Source organism: Streptomyces sp. NPDC028907 (assembly GCF_055564995.1).
In genome coordinates, this window is sequence record NZ_JBVHVE010000024.1 from 68,598 (window position 1) to 86,876 (window position 18,279).

The window sequence follows — 18,279 nt, forward strand, 5'->3', positions numbered from 1 at the left end:
GGAGGCTGCGCCAAAACAGCGTCGCGCTCGCTAGCGCCGTCGTTGGCCGCCCTCACCGCTGCGCCGGCAACCGGGTCGCGCCAGATGTCGACCCAGTGCACCTGACGGGCGCGACGGCCCAGCCGGATGCGCGGTCGGATGCAGTATTTGCAGCCTGGCCGCCAGAAGACGACCGGCCGGCCGTCGACCGCGCTGCGGTGCTGTGCCTCCAGCGCGCCGATCGACCTCGGGAAGACCAGAGGCGAGTTCACGCCTGCGAGCAGCACAAGACCAGCAAGAGGACTGCGGCTGTGCCGGGGGTCCCGCTGACGATCAGCCCGGCCGCAAGGACTGAGCCGCAGAGCACCAGCAGCATCGGCAAGATCCAGGCGCGCATCATGAGGATGAAGGCTGTCGATGAGTCGAAACAGGCCTCGCACAAGGCCACCCGCTCCGCATGGATCGACCACACCGGCGAGCTCCCCATCATCGAAGGCGCGCTGATCCGCGTCCAGGTCGGCCGCCTGCTCGGCGGAGGTGACCCGCTCCCGCTCTGACTCGGTCATCCGCCACCGGCCCGAACAGCGAGGACGTCGACGTGCGCTGACACGCGTTCCTGAGGAGCTTCGGCATCGAGCATCCCTTCAGGCTGATGAAACAGACACTCGGACGGACCCGTCCGAAGCCGCGCACCCCCGAGGCCGGCGAGCGCTGGACTTGGCTGATCATCGCCGCGCACACCCAGATCCGCCTTCTGCGCGGGGCAGCCGCCGACTTGCGGCGGCCGTGGGAGAAACCCGTCGAACCCGGCCGGCTCACCCCGGACCGGGCAGGCCACTCGCTCCGAAGAACCGGCGGCCCGCCACCCGCCACGACGTGGGCAAGACCGTGGAACGACCCGAGAGCATCACCGAACGAAACCGACCCAGACCAAACCAAGGGTCGCCATGGCCCGCGTCCAACCGTCGTGAGGCGCCTTCCCACGACATCGGCGCGCCAAGCCACGCTTCACTATCGGACCGTCTGCGCGGCGGCAGCCGCCTGTAGTCAGCGACAGGTCAGCACGAGGTTGCCCCGCATGTGGCGACCGGCCAACTCCGCCGGCGACGCCGGGCCCCTTTCCCTCAGCGTTGGTACTGCTCGTGTACCGCCAGGAGACCAAGAACCCGCTGGCACCCAACGCAGTCCGACCAGGCGCCGGCGTGACCAGACCCGATGACTCCTTCCCCTTGGCCCAGTGCACAACCAGTGCACACCGGGCCGGGAACTCCTGGGAATTCGTGGGAAGTGGACGGAAGTGCTCCGCAACCGACACCACAATTGCCCAGCTCAGCAAGGGTGCAGCTCAGGCCCAGGATGTGACTGGCGTGAACGAGCTGTCCCGCCTGAACAGATCGGTCCCGTTCGACCGCTCCACCCGCAGCTCGTAGTTGTAGTGCCGCAGGTAGTAGCCGGGGTAGTTGTACGACTCGAAGCGGATCGAGCCGCTCGCCGTGCCCGTACGTGCTGTGAACGTGGCGTCCTTGGCGAACGTCGACGTGCCGTCGTTGGTGTCGAAGCGGGCCCGGAAGCCCCAGTGGCGCAGATACCTGCCGGAGGAGTCACGGAAGGAGTAGCCGTTCGCGTCGGCGAGGCCGGCGACGACCGTGAAGGTGGCGGCCTGCTTCTCGGCGGTCGTGCTGGAGCTGGTGACCACCGGGAGGTTGAGCAGGGAGGACTGCACCTGCCAGTGGCGGGTGGTGTAGTTGACCGACCGGAAGGACCGGGTGACGTTCCTCGCGAGGGCCGGGCCGCCCGAGACGGTCTCCTTGATGACCGTGAAGTGACGGGCCGTGCCGGAGACGGCGGGCAGGGCGGCCGGGGCCGACCAGGTGGCGAAGGTGTCGTAGCTGTCGCTGTAGTAGTAGTTGCCGTCGCCGTAGCCGTCGAAGAAGAGCCGCCAGCCGCCGTTGTCGAGCTGGACCAGCGCGGGACCTTCGCGGTAGCTGCCCCAGCCCGCCCAGTCGCCGGTGCGGGAGATCGTGTAGGGGCCGGCGAGGTTCGACGCCGTCGCGTACTCGATGTACTTCGTCGTCTCGTTCTTCGTGAAGGCGTGGTAGGTCGAGCCGATCTTCACGATGAAGGTGTCGATGTGGTTGGCGCCGATGCCGGACAGCGCCACCGGTGAACTCCACGCCGTCAGCGACGAGTTCGTCGCCTTCAGCAGATACGGCGTGAAGATCCACTCGTCGTTGGTGGTCGAGCAGGACACGATGACGTTCACGCTGCCGTCGCTGTCGACGAAGAACTCCGGCGCCCAGGCCCGGGAGAGGTTGGCGATCGGGACCGTGTAGTCGTACAGGAACGTCCAGTTGACCAGGTCGGTGCTGCGCGCGAAGCCGATGGTGGTGCTGGTGTCCTGCCAGGTGTGCGTCGTGTAGGTGATGTAGTAGTAGCCGTTGCTGTGCTTGAAGATGCTCGCGTCGCGGATCCGGTTGCTGGGCGGCGTGTACGCGGAGGCCTTGGCCAGCCGGAAGTCGGTGGCGTCGTCCGACTGGTAGACGTTCACGGTCCCGTCGTTGCTGTTCAGGAACGGCACGATGGTGTAGCGGGTGGCCGAGCCGCTCGGCGGTGCGGCCGCCAGCGCGGTGCCGAGCAGGCCGGGGGCCTCGCCCAGGACCAGTGCCGAGGCGGGCAGGACGGCCATCGCGCGCAGCAGGGTGCGGCGGGACGGGGTGTGGGGACGTCTGGTCACGGGCGGTTCTCCCTCAGCGTTCGCTCGACATAGTGTTCGGAATGTCGAACGCAGTTCGGAACTTCGATCAGAAGGTAGGGGTGAGGCACGAGCCCGTCAATGGTTTGCGCAGCGAGAACCGGGACCCGGGAGAAACCTGTGGTGAACCTGGGAGCCGCACCGGGCGAAACCGTTCCGCAGCCGCCCCCTGGAGGTTACCGTTCGGTAGACAATGTCGTCCCGGAGGTGCTCCGTATGACACCCGACCGTGCCGCAGGCCTCGCCGAGTCCGCCCGAGCGCTGGCTGGCGGGGAGGTGACGTCGCGGGGGCTCGTCGCGGAGGCACTGGCGCGGATCGAGGCGACCCAGGGGTCCCTCAACGCCTTCCGGGTGGTCCGGGCCGAGGCCGCCCTCGCCGAGGCGAAGGCCGCCGACGTGGCACTCGCCGCCGGGGTACGCAAGCCCCTGCTGGGCGTGCCGGTCGCGGTGAAGGACGACATGGACGTGGCGGGCGAGCCGACCGCGTTCGGCTGTTGCGGTGAGTTCCCGCCCGTCGCCGAGGACGGCGAGGCGGTACGGCGGCTGCGCGCGGCCGGCGCGGTGATCGTCGGCAAGACCAACACCTGTGAGCTGGGGCAGTGGCCGTTCACCGAGGGCCCCGCCTTCGGCGCCACCCGCAATCCCTGGCACCCGGACCACACGCCGGGCGGCTCGTCCGGCGGTTCGGCTGCGGCCGTCGCCGCCGGTCTGGTGCCCGCCGCGCTCGGCTCGGACGGCGCCGGTTCGGTGCGGATCCCCGCCTCCTGGACCCATCTGATCGGCATCAAGCCCCAGCGTGGCCGCATCTCCACCTGGCCGCGCGGCGAGTCCTTCCAGGGCATCACCGTCAACGGCACCCTCGCCCGTACGGTGGCCGACGCGGCCCTGCTGCTGGACGCGGCGGCCGGCAACCACGAGTTCGACCCGCACCGCCCGCCGGCGGTCAACGCCTCCGAGGCCGTGGGCCGCGACCCCGGCCGACTGCGCATCGCGCTCTCCCTCAAGCCGCCGTTCACCGCCGTACCCGCCCGTCTCCAGCCGGAGGTGCGGGCCAGGGTGGTCCGACTCGCCGAGAAACTGGGCGCGTTGGGGCACTTCGTCGAGGCGGCCGATCCGCCGTACGGCCAGATCGGGCTGACCTTCGTCCCGCGGGCGACGGCCGGTATCGCCGAGTGGGCGAGCGACGCCCCCTTCCCCGCACTGCTCGACCGGCGCACCCGGAGCTCCGCCCGGCTGGGCCGGCTCCTGCGTGGGGCCCCGCTGCGGGCGGCCCGGCGCGCGGAGGCGGTGCTGCACCGGCGTGTCGGCGCGTTCTACGAGTCCTACGACGTGATCCTCGCGCCCACAACTGCCGCTCCCCCGCCCCGAGTCGGCGCGATGCTCGACCTCGGCGGATTCGCGACCGACCGGGCGATGATCGCGGCTTGCCCGTACGCCTGGCCGTGGAACGTCCTGGGCTGGCCCGGCGTCAACGTCCCCGCCGGGTTCGTGGACGGGCTGCCCGTGGGCGCCCAGCTGCTCGGCCCGGCGAACAGCGAGCCGCTACTGATCTCGCTGGCCGCCCAGCTGGAGGCGGACCTGCGCTGGCACGAACTGTGGCCGCCGCAGCAGGGAGAGACGGTACCGGCCCCCGTCGTCTGATCCGACAGGCCCTAGGGTGCCCCCGTGAGCACGCTTACCGACGAGAACGTCCCGGGCCGCCACGGCCCCACCGCCACCACCGAGGCCGACCCCCGCGCGGTCGGCAAGGTCCGCACCGAGTACTCGCCCGCGCACGACGGCGACCCCGACCCCGGCGAGATCGTCTGGACGTGGGTCCCCTTCGAGGAGAACGACGGCAGGGGCAAGGACCGCCCGGTGCTCGTGGTCGCCCGTGAGCCCGGCGGTACCTTCCTCGCCGTGCAGCTGTCCAGCAAGCGTCATGACGGGGACCGTGAGTGGGTCGCCATCGGCAGTGGGCCGTGGGACCGGACGGGCCGCGACTCCTGGGTGGACGTGGACCGCATCCTGCGGCTGCACGAGCAGGGGATGCGCCGGGAGGCCTGCGCCCTGGACCGTGGGCGGTTCAACCTGGTCAGGCACCGGCTGCACGAGCGCTACGGCTGGACCTGACGCGACGGCTGGGGCCGGCGTTGCGGAAACGCGCGTACGAACGCTGCTCGCACCGGGCTGTCCGGCGTACGGTCCAGGATGCCGAACACCACGTGCTCGAAGGCCCCGGCGAACCGCCCGCCGGGCGCGAGCAGTGCCCGGAACGCACCCGCCACCTGCGCCGGGTCGTTCTGGAACACCCCGCAGCCCCAGGCGCCCAGCACCAGCCGCCGGTACCCGTGCGCCACGGCCGTCTCCAGCACCCGCTCGGCCCGTACGGCCAGCGCGTGCGGCAGCTCGGCCGTGCGCTGCGGGGCCGTACGCCGTACGACACCCGCGTTGGGCGCGGCGGCGGTCAGGAAGCCGACCGGGTACGGCTCGTCCAGCAGTCGGCCCCGGTCGTCGCGGAAGACGGGCACGCCGGGTGAGTGGATGACGCGATCCGTGTAGAACGGGTCGCGGTGGGCTCGGTGGTGGTCGTAGAACGCGCGGGCTTCGAGCAGGCAGGTGTACAGCGCCGAGGCCCGGCACAGGGCCTCTTCCTGGGCCTGGGCCCCGTTCAGGAAACCGCCGCCCGGATTGCGGGCGGAGGCGAAGTTCAGCACGGCGGTGCCGTCGCCGAGCCGGCGGGCCGCCTCCAGGCTGCTCTCGCCGGTGACCTCGAAGAACGTCTCGGCGTCGGAGGTCCGCGGCACCGGCACCGGGTCCGGCCCGTACATCCGGGTGCCTTCCCGGGCGGCCGCGACGGCCGCCGCGATCGACACCTCACGCCCGTCGGACGTGCGGTACGCGCCCGCCTCGACGATCTGCTCCGTCTGCTGTGCGACACCGCGCAGACGCGCGCTCATGGCGCCACCCCCGTGCGCGCCATGAACGCGCTCCGCGCGATCTCCCCCGTCGTGCTCATGCAACGATCCTGGGTGATGCTGGTGATGCGGTGCAACGGAGTTTCCCGGCCCCGCGGCAGAGCGCGAACGGCCGGGAAATCCCCTGCCAACGGCCGGAGAGCAGAGGTTACCGACCCGGAACGTGCCGGTACGCACCCTTGTGCGAAGCGACACGAGCGTCTTGGGTGGGACGAGTGTGCCGGCCCGCCCACAAGATCCGGGCCGGGCGGCATCACGGACTCTCAGGAGGATCCCGACATGTCAGATTCGGTGAGTGACTGTAAGGAGCAGCCTCGCACCGCAGTCACCGAAGCCGAGGTGGAGGCCCTGGTCAAGGGCATCTGCTTCAAGACCGGCCCGCCCCGCACCCTCGGGGTCGAAGTGGAATGGCTCGTCCACGAGCTGCGCGGCCCGCAGCTCCCCGTGACACCCGAACGACTCGAAGCGGCCTACGCCGCACTACGGACCGTGCCCCTGAGGTCGGCGCTCACCGTCGAGCCCGGCGGCCAGCTGGAACTGAGCTCGCCGCCCGCCGCCTCGCTGATGGAGTGCATCGGTACCGTCTCCGCCGACCTGGATGCCGCCCGCTCGGTACTGCGCGAGCACGGTCTCGGTCTGGTCGGCATCGGCAACGACCCCTGGCACCCGCCCCGCCGGTTCCTGCGCCAGCCGCGCTACGACGCGATGGAGGCCTGCCTGGACCGGGCGGGCCCGGCCGGCCGCGCCATGATGTGCACCTCGGCCTCCGTGCAGGTGTGCCTGGACTCCGGATACGAGGAGCCCGGCCCGCTCGGGCACGGACGGCGCTGGTGGCTGGCCCACCAGCTGGGCGCGGTCCTGGTCGCCGCCTTCGCCAACTCCCCGCTGGCCGGGCGTGAGCCCACGGGCTGGCTCTCCACCCGGCAGCTGCTGTGGATGGAGATCGGCGCGGGCCGCGCGGGCGCACCCCCGCTGGACGGTGACCCGCGAGCCGCCTGGGCCCGGCATGTGCTGGACGCGCCGGTGATGTGCGTACGGCGGGACGGTGGCCCGTGGGACGTCCCGGACGGGCTGACGTTCCGGGAGTGGACCCGCTCGGGGGCGCCGAGACCGCCGACGCGGGAGGACCTCGACTACCACCTCACGACGCTGTTCCCGCCGGTCAGGCCCCGTGGCCATCTGGAGCTGCGCATGATCGACGCGCAGCCGGGAGAGGACGGCTGGATCGTGCCGCTGGCCGTGACGGCCGCGCTGTTCGACGACCCGGAGGCCGCCGAGACCGCGTATCGCGCGGTGAAGCCGCTGGCCGAGCGCGCCCTGTCGGTGCCCGCGCCGCACAATCCGCTGTGGATCGACGCGGCCCGCTCGGGCCTCGCCGACCCCGAACTGCGGGAGGTGGCGGACACCTGCTTCGCGGCGGCGCTGGAGGCGCTGCCCCGGCTGGGGGCCACTACCGAGGTGACGGACGCGGTGGCCGCGTACCGGGACCGCTGTGTCAGCAGGGGCCGCTGCCCCGCCGACGATCTGCTGGACGAGCTCTACGGCACGGAACGCACCCTGCACGGGAAGGACGACCGGACATGACCGACCCCGCCCACGACGCCGAGACGCTCCGCGAGCGGGCTCTGACTACCCTGACCACCGCCCGTGCCCGCACCACCCTGCTGACCTCTTGCGTCGAGGACCCCGACCTGACCGCCCAGCACTCTCCGCTGATGTCCCCGCTGGTGTGGGACCTCGCGCACATCGGCAACCAGGAGGAGCAGTGGCTGCTGAGGACGGTCGCGGGACGGGAGGCGATGCGGCCCGAGATCGACGGCATCTACGACGCCTTCGAGCATCCGCGCGCCGAGCGCCCCTCGCTGCCGCTGCTGCCGCCGACCGAGGCCCGGCACTACGCGTCCGAGGTGCGCGGCCGGGTCCTGGACCTGCTGGAGAGCACCGCGTTCCACGGGACGCGGCTGACCGAGGCGGGCTTCGCCTTCGGGATGATCGCCCAGCATGAGCAGCAGCACGACGAGACGATGCTGATCACCCATCAGCTCCGCAAGGGCCCGCAGGCCCTGCACGCCCCGGACCCGGAACCGGCGCCCCTGCTCACGGGGCCGTCGGAAGTGCTGGTCCCCGGCGGCCCGTTCACCATGGGCACCTCGACCGAGCCGTGGGCGCTGGACAACGAGCGTCCGGCACATCGGCGCGAGGTGCCCGCGTTCCACATCGACACCGCCCCGGTGACGAACGCCGCTTACCAGGCGTTCATCGACGACGGCGGTTACGACGACGACCGCTGGTGGGCGCCGGACGGCTGGGCGCACATCCGGCAGCACTCGATCCACGCCCCGCTGTTCTGGCGCCGGGACGGCAGGCAGTGGCTCAGGCGCCGCTTCGGTGTCACCGAGGTGGTGCCGCCCGACGAGCCCGTGCTGCACGTGTGCTGGTACGAGGCCGACGCCTACGCCCGCTGGGCCGGGCGCCGGCTGCCCACCGAGGCCGAGTGGGAGAAGGCCGCCCGTCACGACCCGGCCGGCGACCGCTCGATGCGCTACCCGTGGGGCGACGCCGACCCCGCGCCGGAGCACGCCAACCTCGGTCAGCGGCATCTGCGGCCGGCCCCCGCGGGCAGCTATCCGGAGGGCGAGTCACCGCTCGGTGTACGGCAGTTGATCGGTGACGTGTGGGAGTGGACGGCGAGCGACTTCCTGCCGTACCCGGGGTTCCAGGCGTTCCCGTACAAGGAGTACTCGGAGGTGTTCTTCGGTCCCGAGTACAAGGTGCTGCGCGGCGGTTCGTTCGCCGTGGACACGGTGGCCTGCCGGGGCACCTTCCGCAACTGGGACTATCCGATACGTCGGCAGATCTTCTCCGGCTTCCGCACGGCCCGCTCCGCGGGGGACGCCTGATGTGCCGTCATGTGGCTTATGTGGGCCCCGAGGAGCCGCTCGGCAAGCTCCTCGTGGAGCCCCCGCACGCCCTGTACCGCCAGTCGTGGGCGCCGCGGCGGCAGCGGCACGGGACGGTCAACGCCGACGGTTTCGGGGTGGGTTGGTACGCCGAGGGGGACCCGGTGCCGGCGCGGTACCGCCGGGCCGGGCCCATCTGGGCGGATCTGTCCTTCGCCGATCTGGCCCGGGTGGTGCGGTCCAGCACACTGCTCGCGGCCGTACGGGACGCGACCCTGTCGGGCGCCGACGCCGAGGCCGCGGCGGCGCCGTTCGCCGCGGGTCCCTGGCTGTTCAGCCACAACGGCGCCGTGAAGGGCTGGCCGGACTCGCTGGCGCCGCTCGTGCCGACCCTGCCCGCGGTGGACCTGCTGTCGATGGAGGCCCGCAACGACTCGGCGCTCGTGTGGGCACTGGTCCTCGCGCGGCTGCGTGGTGGGGACGACGAAGCACAGGCGCTGGCCGACACCGTCCTGGAGGTCGCCGAGGCGGCCCCCGGCTCCCGGCTGAACCTGCTGCTCACCAACGGCGAGACGATCACCGCGACCGCCTGGGGCGACACCCTGTGGTATCTGGCCCGGCCCGGCGGCGGCACCGTCGTGGCCTCCGAGCCCTACGACGACGATCCGCACTGGCAGGAGGTCCCCGACCACACCCTCCTCGCGGCGAGCCGCACCGATGTGCTGCTCACCCCGCTCAAGGACCCGAGCGACGACCCGACCACGGCACCCGCACCACCGAAGGAGCCCAGCACGTGAGTCCGTTCCTTCTCACCCGCACCCTGCCCGAGGACGCCACCGACGCGGCTCTGCGCGCCGACGTCCTGAAGGGCCTGACGAGCACGCCGAAGACGCTGCCGCCGAAGTGGTTCTACGACGCGCACGGCAGCGAACTCTTCGAGAAGATCACCGAGTTGCCCGAGTACTACCCGACGCGCGCCGAGCGCGAGATCCTCGTCGGCCGGGCCGGCGAGATCGCCGCGGCCTCCGGCGCCCGCACCCTGGTCGAGCTGGGCTCCGGCTCCTCGGAGAAGACGCGGTACCTCATCGACGCGCTGACCGGGCTGCACACGTACGTCCCCGTCGACGTCAGCGAGAGCGCGCTCACCCAGGCCGGGCAGGCGCTGATCGGGGAGCGGCCGGAGCTGGACGTGCATGCCCTGATCGCCGACTTCACCGGCGGCCTGGTCCTGCCGGACACGCCGGGTCCGCGGCTGGTGGCGTTCCTCGGCGGCACGATCGGCAATCTGCTGCCGGCCGAGCGCGCCGCCTTCCTCGCCTCCGTCCGGGCCCTGCTCTCCCCCGGTGACGCGCTGCTGCTCGGCACGGACCTGGTGAAGGACGAACGGGTGCTGGTCGAGGCGTACGACGACGCGGCCGGGGTGACGGCGGCGTTCAACAAGAACGTACTGACCGTGATCAACCGCGAGTTGGGCGCCGACTTCGACCCCGGCGGGTTCGAGCACGTGGCGCTCTGGGACGCGGACCGGGAGTGGATCGAGATGCGGCTGCGCTCCCGTACGGCGCAGACGGTGAAGGTGCCCGCGCTGGATCTCGCCGTGCACTTCGCCGCCGGTGAGGAGATGCGCACCGAGGTGTCGGCGAAGTTCCGCAGGGACGGCGTCCGCGCGGAGTTGTCGGCGGCCGGCCTTGAGCCGACGCACTGGTGGACGGACGGTGCGGGCCGGTTCGCGCTGTCACTGAGCGTGGCGCGGTGACGGACGGCTCGCGCGTCGCCCCGCCTTGGGGCACCGTGGAGTGACGCGTGTGAGAGGAGCACCCACATGTCGAACCACACCTACCGGGTCACCGATATCGTCGGCACCTCGCCGGAGGGCGTGGACCAGGCCATCCGCAACGGGATCGAGCGTGCCTCGCAGACCCTGCGCAACCTGGACTGGTTCGAGGTGACCGAGGTACGCGGCCAGCTCGAGGAGGGGCAGATCGCGCACTGGCAGGTGACCATGAAGGTCGGCTTCCGCCTGGACGACGCCGGCTAGCGCGCCGACGGGGCCCTCAGGTCCGCCCCTCCCGCTCCTGCGCCTCCTTCAGCGCGGCGGACGGGGCGGTCCAGCGCGCCCGTACGACGGCGAAACCGGCCCGTTCGGCGTCCTCGCAGACCAGTTCGTCGTCGTCCACCAGGACCCGGATCTCCCGGGTGCGGGCGAGGCGGCTGAGGATCTCCAGCTTGGTGCGCCGGGCGGGCCGCCGGTCGTCGTTGCGCCGCATGTACACCCGCCCCTCCGGCAGCCCCTGCGCGGCGAGCCACTCCAGCGTGTCCGGTCGGCAGCGCTCGGGCCGCCCGGTCAGATAGCGGACCTCGCACTCCTTCGCGCTCTCCAGGACCAGCGCGATGCCCTCCGCAAGGGGCGGGTCCTGCGGCGCGGCCGCGAAGAACCCGTTCCAGTCCCGCGGCCTGCTCTCCAGGAAGTGCTGCCGGTGTGCCGTGTCGGCGAGGGTGTTGTCCAGGTCGAACACGGCGAGCGGGCGATTGCTGCTGTCAGTCACACGACTCACCCTAGACGGGCCCCGCACCCCGGCAACCTCCGCCCGCCGGGCGGCCACTGCTGTGCGACATGGCACGCAGACGGAGGCGGGAGGCCCCGATGGGCGGCACAGCGAGCGGTATGCGGTGGACGGCGATCCGGACGGCGGCGGCGATGGTGGGAGCGGCGCTGGTGACGCTGCTGGCCCCGGCGGGCGAGGCGTCCGCCGCGACGACCCTGGTCGTGGCGACCGACGGGAACGACTCGGCCCCGGGCACCCTGGCCCAGCCGCTGCGGACCATCCAGCGGGCCGTGGACCTGGCGCGGCCCGGCGACGTCATCGCCGTACGCGGCGGCACGTACACCCTGACCGACAACATCACCATCGCCGCCTCGGGCACCGCCTCCCAGCCCATCGGCCTCGGCGCGTACCAGGGCGAGCGCGTCGTCGTCGACGGCGAGCGGCTGCCCGCCAGTCACACGCCGGTCGGCGGCAGCATCCCCCGGGCCGAACGCGGGACGATCCACATGGAGGCCTCGCACTGGCGGATCTCCGGCCTGGAGCTGGTGAACGGCCCGTACGGGATCTATTGCGACGGCTGCAACGGCAACATCTTCTCCAGGCTTTCCACACACGACAACTACGAATCCGGTTTCCAGCTCCAGGGTTCCTCCAGTGACAACCTGATCCTGAATCTGGACAGTTACGGCAACCGCGACCCGCGCAAGAACGGCGAGAGCGCCGACGGGCTGGCCGTCAAGGAGGGCAGCGGAACCGGCAATGTGGTGCGGGGTGCCCGATTGTGGAACAACGTGGACGACGGGTTCGACGCCTGGAAGTTCGCCTCGCCGATTCTGATCGAGAACACGGTCGCGTACGGCAACGGCTTCAACCGCTGGGACTTCCCGGACTTCGCGGGTGACGGCAACGGCTTCAAGATGGGCGGCGGCACCCCGGCACCGGCGGTCGGGCACACCCTGCGCAACTCGATCGCGTTCAAGAACGCCGCGCACGGCGTCACGGACAACGGCAATCCCGGCGCGCAGACCCTGACCCGCAACACGACCTGGGCCAACGCCGGTACCGGCTTCGACGCCGACGTCCCGGGCGGCACCGCGACCCTCACCGCCAACCTGTCCGTCGCCGACGGTCGTGCGGCCGCCGTCGGCTCGGGGACGACGGCGAGCGGCAACTCATGGAACCTGGGCGGCACTTGGAACGCCGCCTCGGTGCTCAGCACCGACCCGGGCGCCCTGACGGGCCCACGCTCCGCCGACGGCTCACTGCCGAAGGCCCCGGCCTTCCTCGTGCCCCGCAACGGCGCTGCTGTCGGCGCCCGGTTCTGAACTGCCCGGCCGGGCTGCCCCCTGTGCGTCACATTTGAGACAGCCCGGCCGAAAGAAATGGTCCGGACTATTTCCCGGAGGTCCTTTCCTCGCAGGCCGCACAAGATCGCAGGCTTATCACGAGGGGCGCGAACGCGCCACCGGAGCACGGAAATTCACCTCTGCGGTTGATTGTTCAAAGAGCCCGCTGACATACTCCGGCTTCCGGCTTTCGCCGTCACCGCATCCGTCCCCCCACCAGCCCGCACCCACCAGTGTGTGTTCGGCATGACGCAGCAAAGAAGGTGCGCCTGTGCCCGATTTTTCACCATGGCACGACAATTCGCTCACATACAGCCCGCCGAATAGCGAACCCGCGCCGTCGCGGCGCATATCTGAAGACCCCGAATTTCACTCCCTGCGCCGCGCCCAACGCCGCTTCGGCGTCCGTGCGACGCTCCTCTCGGTAGGCGGGTTCCTCCTGTACGTCCTGCTGTCGCACTCGTTCCCCGGCCTGATGAACCAGCGCCTGCCCGGGAACCTCACGCTCGGCCTCGCCCTGGGGCTCGGGCAGTTCGTCGTGATGGGCGTGACCGCCTGGTGCTACGTCAGGTACATGCGCACCCGGGTCGACCCGCTCGCCCGCGGCCTGGGTTCCCGACTGGAGCAGCACGAGGCCAACTCGCTCCGCACCGCCGCGCCGAACGGCGAGGCCGGACAGGCCTTCCGGCCGGGCAGCGCCAGGGGGTTCCGCACGTGGTGACCGTGTCCGAGGGCATAGTCGACAGGTTCAGCCTGAACCTGACGTTCGTGCTCTTCCTGTCGGTGGTCGTGGTCACCCTGTTCATGGCGCTGCTGACGGCCCCTCAGCGCGACGAGATCAGCGAGTTCTACCTCGGCAACCGCACCATGTCCCCGTTGCGCAACGGCCTCGCCATGTGTGGCGACTACATCTCGGCAGCGACCCTGCTGGGCAGTACCGGACTGGTCGCCCTGACGGGATACGACGGGCTGCTCTACCTCGGCGGCACGGTCGTCGCCTGGATGATGGTGCTGCTCCTGGTCGCCGAACCCCTGCGCCGCGCGGGCAAGTACACCCTCGGCGACACCCTCGCCCTGCGTCTGACCCGGCTCCAGCGGCCGGCCAGGCTCGCCCTCGCGGTGTGCACCCTCGCCATCACCACCCTGTATCTGGTGGCCCAACTCGTCGGCAGCATGGCCCTGCTGACCCAGTTCACCGGCGAGCCCAGCGCCGCGACCCGCACCCTGTGCGTGATCGTGATCGGGACCATCGTCATCGTCTACGCCGCCATCGGCGGGGCGCCCGGCGCCACCGTCATCCAGATCATCAAGGCCGTGATGCTCATCGCGGGCGTGACGGTCACCGCCGTCATGGTGCTGCACCACTACGACTGGAACCCGGGCGCCCTGCTCTCCGCGGCCGCGAACCACAGCGGTACCGGCACCCAGTTCCTCGAACCCGGACTGCGCTACGGCGTCAGCACCACCAGCAAGCTCGACTTCTTCAGCCTGGAACTGGCGATCGTCCTGGGCCTGGCCGCACTCCCCCACGTCCTGATGCGCCTGCTCGCGCCGCGCAAGGTCGACGTGCTGCGCTCCTCTCTGGTGTGGGCGGTCGGCCTGGTCGGCCTGGTCTGCCTCGCGGCCGGCATCCTCGGCCTCGGCGCCACGGCGGTCGTCGGCCGGGAGACCATCGCGGAGACGGACCACAAGGGCGACTCCGCGGTCCTGCTGCTCGCCAACGCCCTCGGCGGCGGCATCCTGACGGCCCTGCTGTCCTGCCTCGCCTTCGTCACCCTGCTCGCCGTCGCGGCCGGCCTCACCCTCGCCGCCGCCTCGTCCCTCGCCCACGACCTCTACGGCGAGGTGATCCGCAAGGGCCGCGCGAGCGAGACCGAGGAACTGATGGTGGCCCGGCTGTCCGCCGCCGTCATCGGCGTCCTCGCCATGATGCTCGCCCTGATCTCCTGGGGTGCCAACACCGCGACGCTCGCCTTCCTCGCCTTCGCCATCGCGGCGTCCGCGATCCTGCCGACGATCGTGTACACCCTCTTCTGGCGCCGCTTCACCGGCGAGGGCGCACTGCTCAGCCTCTGGGGCGGCCTGATCTGCTCGGTCCTGCTGGTGCTGTTCTCCCCCGTGGTCTCCTCCACGTCGGGCTCGTTCTACCCGGACGCCGACTTCGCCTGGTTCCCGCTGCAGAACCCCGGAATCGTCTCCATTCCGGCGGGCTTCTTCCTCGGCTGGCTCGGCACGGTGCTGAGCGAGCGGCAGGGAGCCAAGGGGGATGCCGCCTACGAGGAGTTCGAGGTCCGGATGCTGGTGGGCAGCAAGGAGTAGCTCGAGTTCATCCGGCCGCGGGACGCCCGGCTGCGCGCACGCCGCCGACCCCGCGGCCGGGCAACGACATCACGGCAATTGTTAATGGGATCCATTTTCATGTAGCGTCCTCGGTGTTCACCCACCGAGGAGGTCCGTCATGGCTGTCCCCAAGCGGAAGATGTCCCGCAGCAACACCCGTCACCGCCGCGCCCAGTGGAAGGCGAGCACACCGCAGCTCGTCCCCGTCACCGTCGACGGCGTCAGCCACCTCGTGCCGCAGCACCTGGTGAAGGCGTACGAGCGCGGGCTGCTGCGCCCCGAGGGCTGACGGGGATGCCGTACGAACGTCGACTGCCCGTCACCGTCCTGTCCGGCTTCCTCGGGGCCGGCAAGACGACCCTGCTCAACCACGTCCTCGGCAACCGCGAGGGACTGCGGGTGGCGGTGATCGTCAACGACATGAGCGAGGTCAACATCGACGCCGCCCTGGTGCGCGGCGGCGAGGCCTCCCTGTCGCGGACCGAGGAGCGCCTGGTCGAGATGACCAACGGCTGCATCTGCTGCACCCTGCGCGACGACCTGCTGGAGGAGGTCGACCGGCTGGCTCGCGAGGGCCGCTTCGACCATCTCCTCATCGAGTCGTCCGGCATCTCCGACGAGATGCCTTACTGGATGTACCAATAGGAAGGCCCTGCCCATCCGCCACGGGGGTAACGGACAAGCAGGGCCGGTCAGGATTGAGGTCAGCAGCCGCAGTTGGCGATGCCCCAGGCGACAGCGCCACCAAGGACGACCAGGACAGCGATGTATCCGATCATCAGACGCCGTTCGCGGTTCGTCATCCGTCCTCCTCGCCGACGCGATCAGCGTCGACTTCGATCGGCTCGTGCGGTGAGCGGTCCGCCCCGGCGGGGGAGCCAGGGGCGGACCGCGTACCTCCCGCTACCGGCGCGGTCGGCGTCGCGGCCGGGAGCGGTGCTGGGGTGTCGACGCGAGGACGACAACTCGTTCCGGAGCCGACTGACGCGGCTTCCGCGTGCACCACTGCGGGCAGACGTATATCTCGGAGCCGGGCCCGGAGGCCCCCGGGTTGCTGATCACATCGCAGCGGCCAAGGACGATCGGCCTGTCACAGCGTGCGCAGTTCATCCGTCCCCCTCGCCGCCGGCAGCAGGAGCCACCTCGGCGCGGCTCGCCTCGTACGCCGCAACGTAGACATCGCCGAGCCGCTTGCCCTCGTCGCAGAAGTCGCCGCCGCTCAGGATCCGGTCGTTGCACTGCCGGCAGTCGGACAGGTGAGCGCCGTAGGCCTGGAACGCTGCCTCGGCCCTGGTGGCGGGGGTCACGACGACGCGCTGTCGCCCGGGTGCCGCGCCGCGCCCGCTCTCTGCCCACTGGTGCTCGATGTCGCTCACGCTTCCAGCTCCCCGCCCACCAGGTCGCGCGCGGCGCCGATGAGCCGGCCGACGAGGAGCGGGCTGCACAGGGTGGCGGCCGATTCCATGGGCACCGACCAGTACGAGGCGCGCTGCTGCGGGTCGCACTCCACCGCATCCACCCTCGGCACACCCAGATAGCTGTGACGGCCCAGGCACTCGATGTCGGCCTTGCGCCAGTCGTCCAGCTTCTTCTTGCTGGTTGTCCTGGGGGTGCTGGCGGGCACGAGCGCGTAGTACCGGGTCCCGTGCGGGTCGCAGATGACCGGGCCGCCCTGGAGGACCTGGGCGAGGAAGGCGTCCAGTTCGTCCGCCTCGGTGCTGGCGGTCAGGGCCACCACCAGATACCCGGGAATCCGTATGGCGGAGAACAGGGTGCCGAGGGGCAGCATCGCCACCCCGAGCTCCTGCCACTCCTCACGGGCACGGTCCCGTCCGGCTTCCGGGAGCGTCGACAACAGCCAGTGCTCAGTCGCCAGGCGCCGGTCTGCGGCGGTGTGTACGAGCACGCCGGGCTCAGTCTCGACGGGCCTCCGGGCTCTTGATTCTTGTGCAGCGCTCACAACGGCTCCCCGCATCAGTGATCGGTACATCACTGACCGTAAGGGCGCGTGGTGAGTGCAACGGGTACAGTCCCTACCCCCTTGTTCAGGGGTAGGGTTCCTACCCCCTAAACGATCACAGGGGCACGCCGAGATCGACGGCCAGGGCGCGGGCGTCGTCACGCACCAGGCGCGGCCCGCTCTTCGCCAACTCCGGCAGGACGCTTCGCGTGTGGAGGTTGAACCGGATCGTCTCCAGCGACTCCTGCCGCGCCTTCCCCAGCAGCGATACCGCGGCCACGCTCTCGCCCAGCAGGTTGTAGGCCCGGGCGGTCTCGATCAGGTGGTAGGAGCGGCGCGTTGCCGAGGGAATCTTCCTCAGCTCGAGAGTTTCGGCGACCTCAAGGGCCTTGTTGGGCTGCATCAGGTCGTTGTGGATCGTGATGGCGTAGCCGTCGACGATGCCGCGCCCGAAGATCAGGTAGGGGTGGGCGTAGTTCTTGCCGAGCGTCTTGGCGGCGTCGTCGGCCTTGTCCCAGTACCGCCATGCGTCGCCGGCCTGCCCTGTCTTGGCGTACGACAAGGCCACGGCGAGGTAGAGGAGTCCGCGGCGCGCGATGTGCTCGGCGTCCTCCTGGTCGGCCAGGAGCGCGGCGGCTTGCTCGGCCAGGTCGACTCGTGCCTCGGCGGCCTCGCCGGCGTCCCGGTGAACGTGGTTCACGTACCAGGCGGCGCCTGCAATGGCCTTGGGGCTGTCCGCGTTCTGAGCGGCCGCCATGGCGCGGTCACCGGTGAGGGTGACGAGGTCCGGTACGGGCTGGAAGGACAGGTACAGCTGAACCAGGTGGTACGTCTCGACGAGTGCCACCAGGGCGCGCCGGCGGTCGGCTCCGTCCAGGACGCGAGCGGAGTGCTGAGCGTCCGCCAGGAGCGCTGGAAGGAGGTTCGCGATCCGGGACCGGTGGCCTTCGACCTCGCGGCGTACGGGGTGTTCCTCGTCGCGGGCGTGCCACAGCTTCCACACAGAGCGGACGCGGGCGGCGAGGACGTCGGCGGATTCCGGTTCACGGTCTGCGGGCTGCAGCTGGTAGGTGGTCAGCGCGCGCTTGATGGTCGGCAGGTCGCCGTGGGTGGCCTTGGTGTAGGTAGCCGCGGCGATGCGGTCATCGCCGGTGAGTTCGGTGATGTCCTCGAGGCCGAGGGCTTGTGCGAGCTTGATGAGTTTGGGGAGGCGAGGCATTGCGATACGGCCTGTCTCAATGGCCTTGACCCACTCCACCGACTGGTCGACGACGCTGGCCACGTAGGCCCGCGTCCTGCCGGAACGGTCGCGGGCACGCTTGACGCGCTGGCCAAAGGTGAGGGTGGATGCGGGATCAGTCTGCTCGGGCATACTGGAGCTCCGTTCTGTGGTCGCACTCAGAACGGTACGCCGAGCGGCCCCCGGATTCACCGGGGGCCGTCGTGCTGTTGACGACCAGGGGCACGACAGAAAGCCCCCTGCACGGCCCGTGGGCCGT

The 18,279-nt window shown here is 70.8% G+C and carries 17 protein-coding genes and 3 pseudogenes; 13 read left to right on the forward strand and 7 right to left on the reverse strand.

All coding sequences use genetic code 11. The features are described from left to right. Nucleotides 1-35: 35 nt before the first annotated feature. Nucleotides 36-379, reverse strand: a pseudogene (locus ACZ4UU_RS42630) (thioredoxin domain-containing protein); the annotation flags it as partial. Between the two features lie 46 nt (nt 380-425). On the opposite strand from ACZ4UU_RS42630, the pseudogene ACZ4UU_RS42635 reads away from it, so the two are divergent. After that, a pseudogene (locus ACZ4UU_RS42635) lies at nt 426-912 on the forward strand (NF041680 family putative transposase); the annotation flags it as partial. A gap of 412 nt (nt 913-1,324) precedes the next feature. On the opposite strand, the gene ACZ4UU_RS42640 reads toward ACZ4UU_RS42635, so the two are convergent. Beyond that, complete coding sequence (locus ACZ4UU_RS42640) at nt 1,325-2,713, reverse strand: glycoside hydrolase family 43 protein (protein WP_471908816.1); 1,389 nt, start codon at nt 2,711-2,713, stop codon at nt 1,325-1,327. 234 nt (nt 2,714-2,947) lie between these two features. On the opposite strand from ACZ4UU_RS42640, the gene ACZ4UU_RS42645 reads away from it, so the two are divergent. Together ACZ4UU_RS42645 and ACZ4UU_RS42650 are read left to right on the forward strand one after the other, a co-directional pair. Further along, nucleotides 2,948-4,372: an amidase gene (locus ACZ4UU_RS42645; RefSeq protein ID WP_471908817.1), complete on the forward strand. Its 1,425-nt coding sequence runs from the start codon at nt 2,948-2,950 to the stop codon at nt 4,370-4,372. Nucleotides 4,373-4,396: 24 nt separating this feature from the next. After that, nucleotides 4,397-4,843: a type II toxin-antitoxin system PemK/MazF family toxin gene (locus tag ACZ4UU_RS42650; RefSeq protein ID WP_062715981.1), complete on the forward strand. Its 447-nt coding sequence runs from the start codon at nt 4,397-4,399 to the stop codon at nt 4,841-4,843. Here the strand turns inward: ACZ4UU_RS42650 and ACZ4UU_RS42655 are convergent. Further along, complete coding sequence (locus ACZ4UU_RS42655) at nt 4,828-5,670, reverse strand: TIGR02452 family protein (protein WP_471908818.1); 843 nt, start codon at nt 5,668-5,670, stop codon at nt 4,828-4,830. The two genes, ACZ4UU_RS42650 and ACZ4UU_RS42655, sit on opposite strands and share 16 nt — an antisense overlap. 297 nt (nt 5,671-5,967) lie before the next feature. Between ACZ4UU_RS42655 and egtA the strand changes: the two genes are divergently transcribed. The 5 genes from egtA (at nt 5,968) to ACZ4UU_RS42680 (ending at nt 10,626) form a co-directional block, all read left to right on the forward strand. Further along, nucleotides 5,968-7,272, forward strand: a complete 1,305-nt coding sequence (gene egtA, locus ACZ4UU_RS42660; RefSeq protein ID WP_471908819.1) for an ergothioneine biosynthesis glutamate--cysteine ligase EgtA — start codon at nt 5,968-5,970, stop codon at nt 7,270-7,272. Continuing rightward, nucleotides 7,269-8,588, forward strand: a complete 1,320-nt coding sequence (gene egtB, locus ACZ4UU_RS42665; protein WP_471908820.1) for an ergothioneine biosynthesis protein EgtB — start codon at nt 7,269-7,271, stop codon at nt 8,586-8,588. The genes egtA and egtB overlap by 4 nt, the downstream gene beginning before the upstream one ends. After that, a complete protein-coding gene (gene egtC, locus ACZ4UU_RS42670; protein WP_471908821.1) occupies nt 8,588-9,385 on the forward strand; it encodes an ergothioneine biosynthesis protein EgtC in 798 nt (265 codons plus the stop codon). Before egtB ends, egtC begins: the two co-directional genes overlap by 1 nt. Continuing rightward, nucleotides 9,382-10,344: an L-histidine N(alpha)-methyltransferase gene (gene egtD / locus ACZ4UU_RS42675; RefSeq protein ID WP_471908822.1), complete on the forward strand. Its 963-nt coding sequence runs from the start codon at nt 9,382-9,384 to the stop codon at nt 10,342-10,344. Before egtC ends, egtD begins: the two co-directional genes overlap by 4 nt. 66 nt (nt 10,345-10,410) lie before the next feature. Next, nucleotides 10,411-10,626: a dodecin gene (locus ACZ4UU_RS42680; RefSeq protein WP_030052884.1), complete on the forward strand. Its 216-nt coding sequence runs from the start codon at nt 10,411-10,413 to the stop codon at nt 10,624-10,626. 16 nt (nt 10,627-10,642) lie between these two features. On the opposite strand, the gene ACZ4UU_RS42685 is transcribed toward ACZ4UU_RS42680, so the two are convergent. Continuing rightward, on the reverse strand, nt 10,643-11,134 hold the full coding sequence (locus tag ACZ4UU_RS42685; RefSeq protein WP_471908823.1) for a phosphatase domain-containing protein: 492 nt from the start codon (nt 11,132-11,134) through the stop codon (nt 10,643-10,645). 98 nt (nt 11,135-11,232) lie between these two features. Between ACZ4UU_RS42685 and ACZ4UU_RS42690 the strand changes: the two genes are divergently transcribed. The 5 genes and pseudogenes from ACZ4UU_RS42690 to ACZ4UU_RS42710 all read left to right on the forward strand — a co-directional run. After that, a complete protein-coding gene (locus ACZ4UU_RS42690; RefSeq protein WP_471908824.1) occupies nt 11,233-12,459 on the forward strand; it encodes a right-handed parallel beta-helix repeat-containing protein in 1,227 nt (408 codons plus the stop codon). A gap of 292 nt (nt 12,460-12,751) precedes the next feature. Next, nucleotides 12,752-13,201 carry a DUF485 domain-containing protein gene (locus ACZ4UU_RS42695; protein ID WP_471908825.1) on the forward strand — a complete coding sequence of 150 codons (450 nt, stop codon included), beginning with the start codon at nt 12,752-12,754 and terminating at the stop codon, nt 13,199-13,201. Beyond that, the gene (locus tag ACZ4UU_RS42700) at nt 13,195-14,799 is read left to right on the forward strand and encodes a solute symporter family protein (protein ID WP_471908826.1); all 1,605 of its coding nucleotides are present in this window, start codon (nt 13,195-13,197) and stop codon (nt 14,797-14,799) included. Before ACZ4UU_RS42695 ends, ACZ4UU_RS42700 begins: the two co-directional genes overlap by 7 nt. A gap of 139 nt (nt 14,800-14,938) precedes the next feature. Beyond that, complete coding sequence (gene rpmF, locus ACZ4UU_RS42705) at nt 14,939-15,109, forward strand: 50S ribosomal protein L32 (RefSeq protein ID WP_062716000.1); 171 nt, start codon at nt 14,939-14,941, stop codon at nt 15,107-15,109. Nucleotides 15,110-15,114: 5 nt separating this feature from the next. Further along, nucleotides 15,115-15,447, forward strand: a pseudogene (locus tag ACZ4UU_RS42710) (GTP-binding protein); the annotation flags it as partial. A 479-nt stretch (nt 15,448-15,926) separates the two neighbouring features. On the opposite strand, the gene ACZ4UU_RS42715 reads toward ACZ4UU_RS42710, so the two are convergent. The 3 genes from ACZ4UU_RS42715 to ACZ4UU_RS42725 form a co-directional block, all read right to left on the reverse strand. Further along, a complete protein-coding gene (locus ACZ4UU_RS42715) occupies nt 15,927-16,196 on the reverse strand; it encodes a hypothetical protein (protein ID WP_471908827.1) in 270 nt (89 codons plus the stop codon). Then, nucleotides 16,193-16,726 (reverse strand): hypothetical protein, encoded by a 534-nt coding sequence (locus ACZ4UU_RS42720; RefSeq protein ID WP_471908828.1) that lies wholly within the window; start codon nt 16,724-16,726, stop codon nt 16,193-16,195. Before ACZ4UU_RS42720 ends, ACZ4UU_RS42715 begins: the two co-directional genes overlap by 4 nt. A gap of 169 nt (nt 16,727-16,895) precedes the next feature. Then, nucleotides 16,896-18,152 (reverse strand): helix-turn-helix domain-containing protein, encoded by a 1,257-nt coding sequence (locus ACZ4UU_RS42725; RefSeq protein ID WP_471908829.1) that lies wholly within the window; start codon nt 18,150-18,152, stop codon nt 16,896-16,898. Nucleotides 18,153-18,279: the final 127 nt, after the last annotated feature.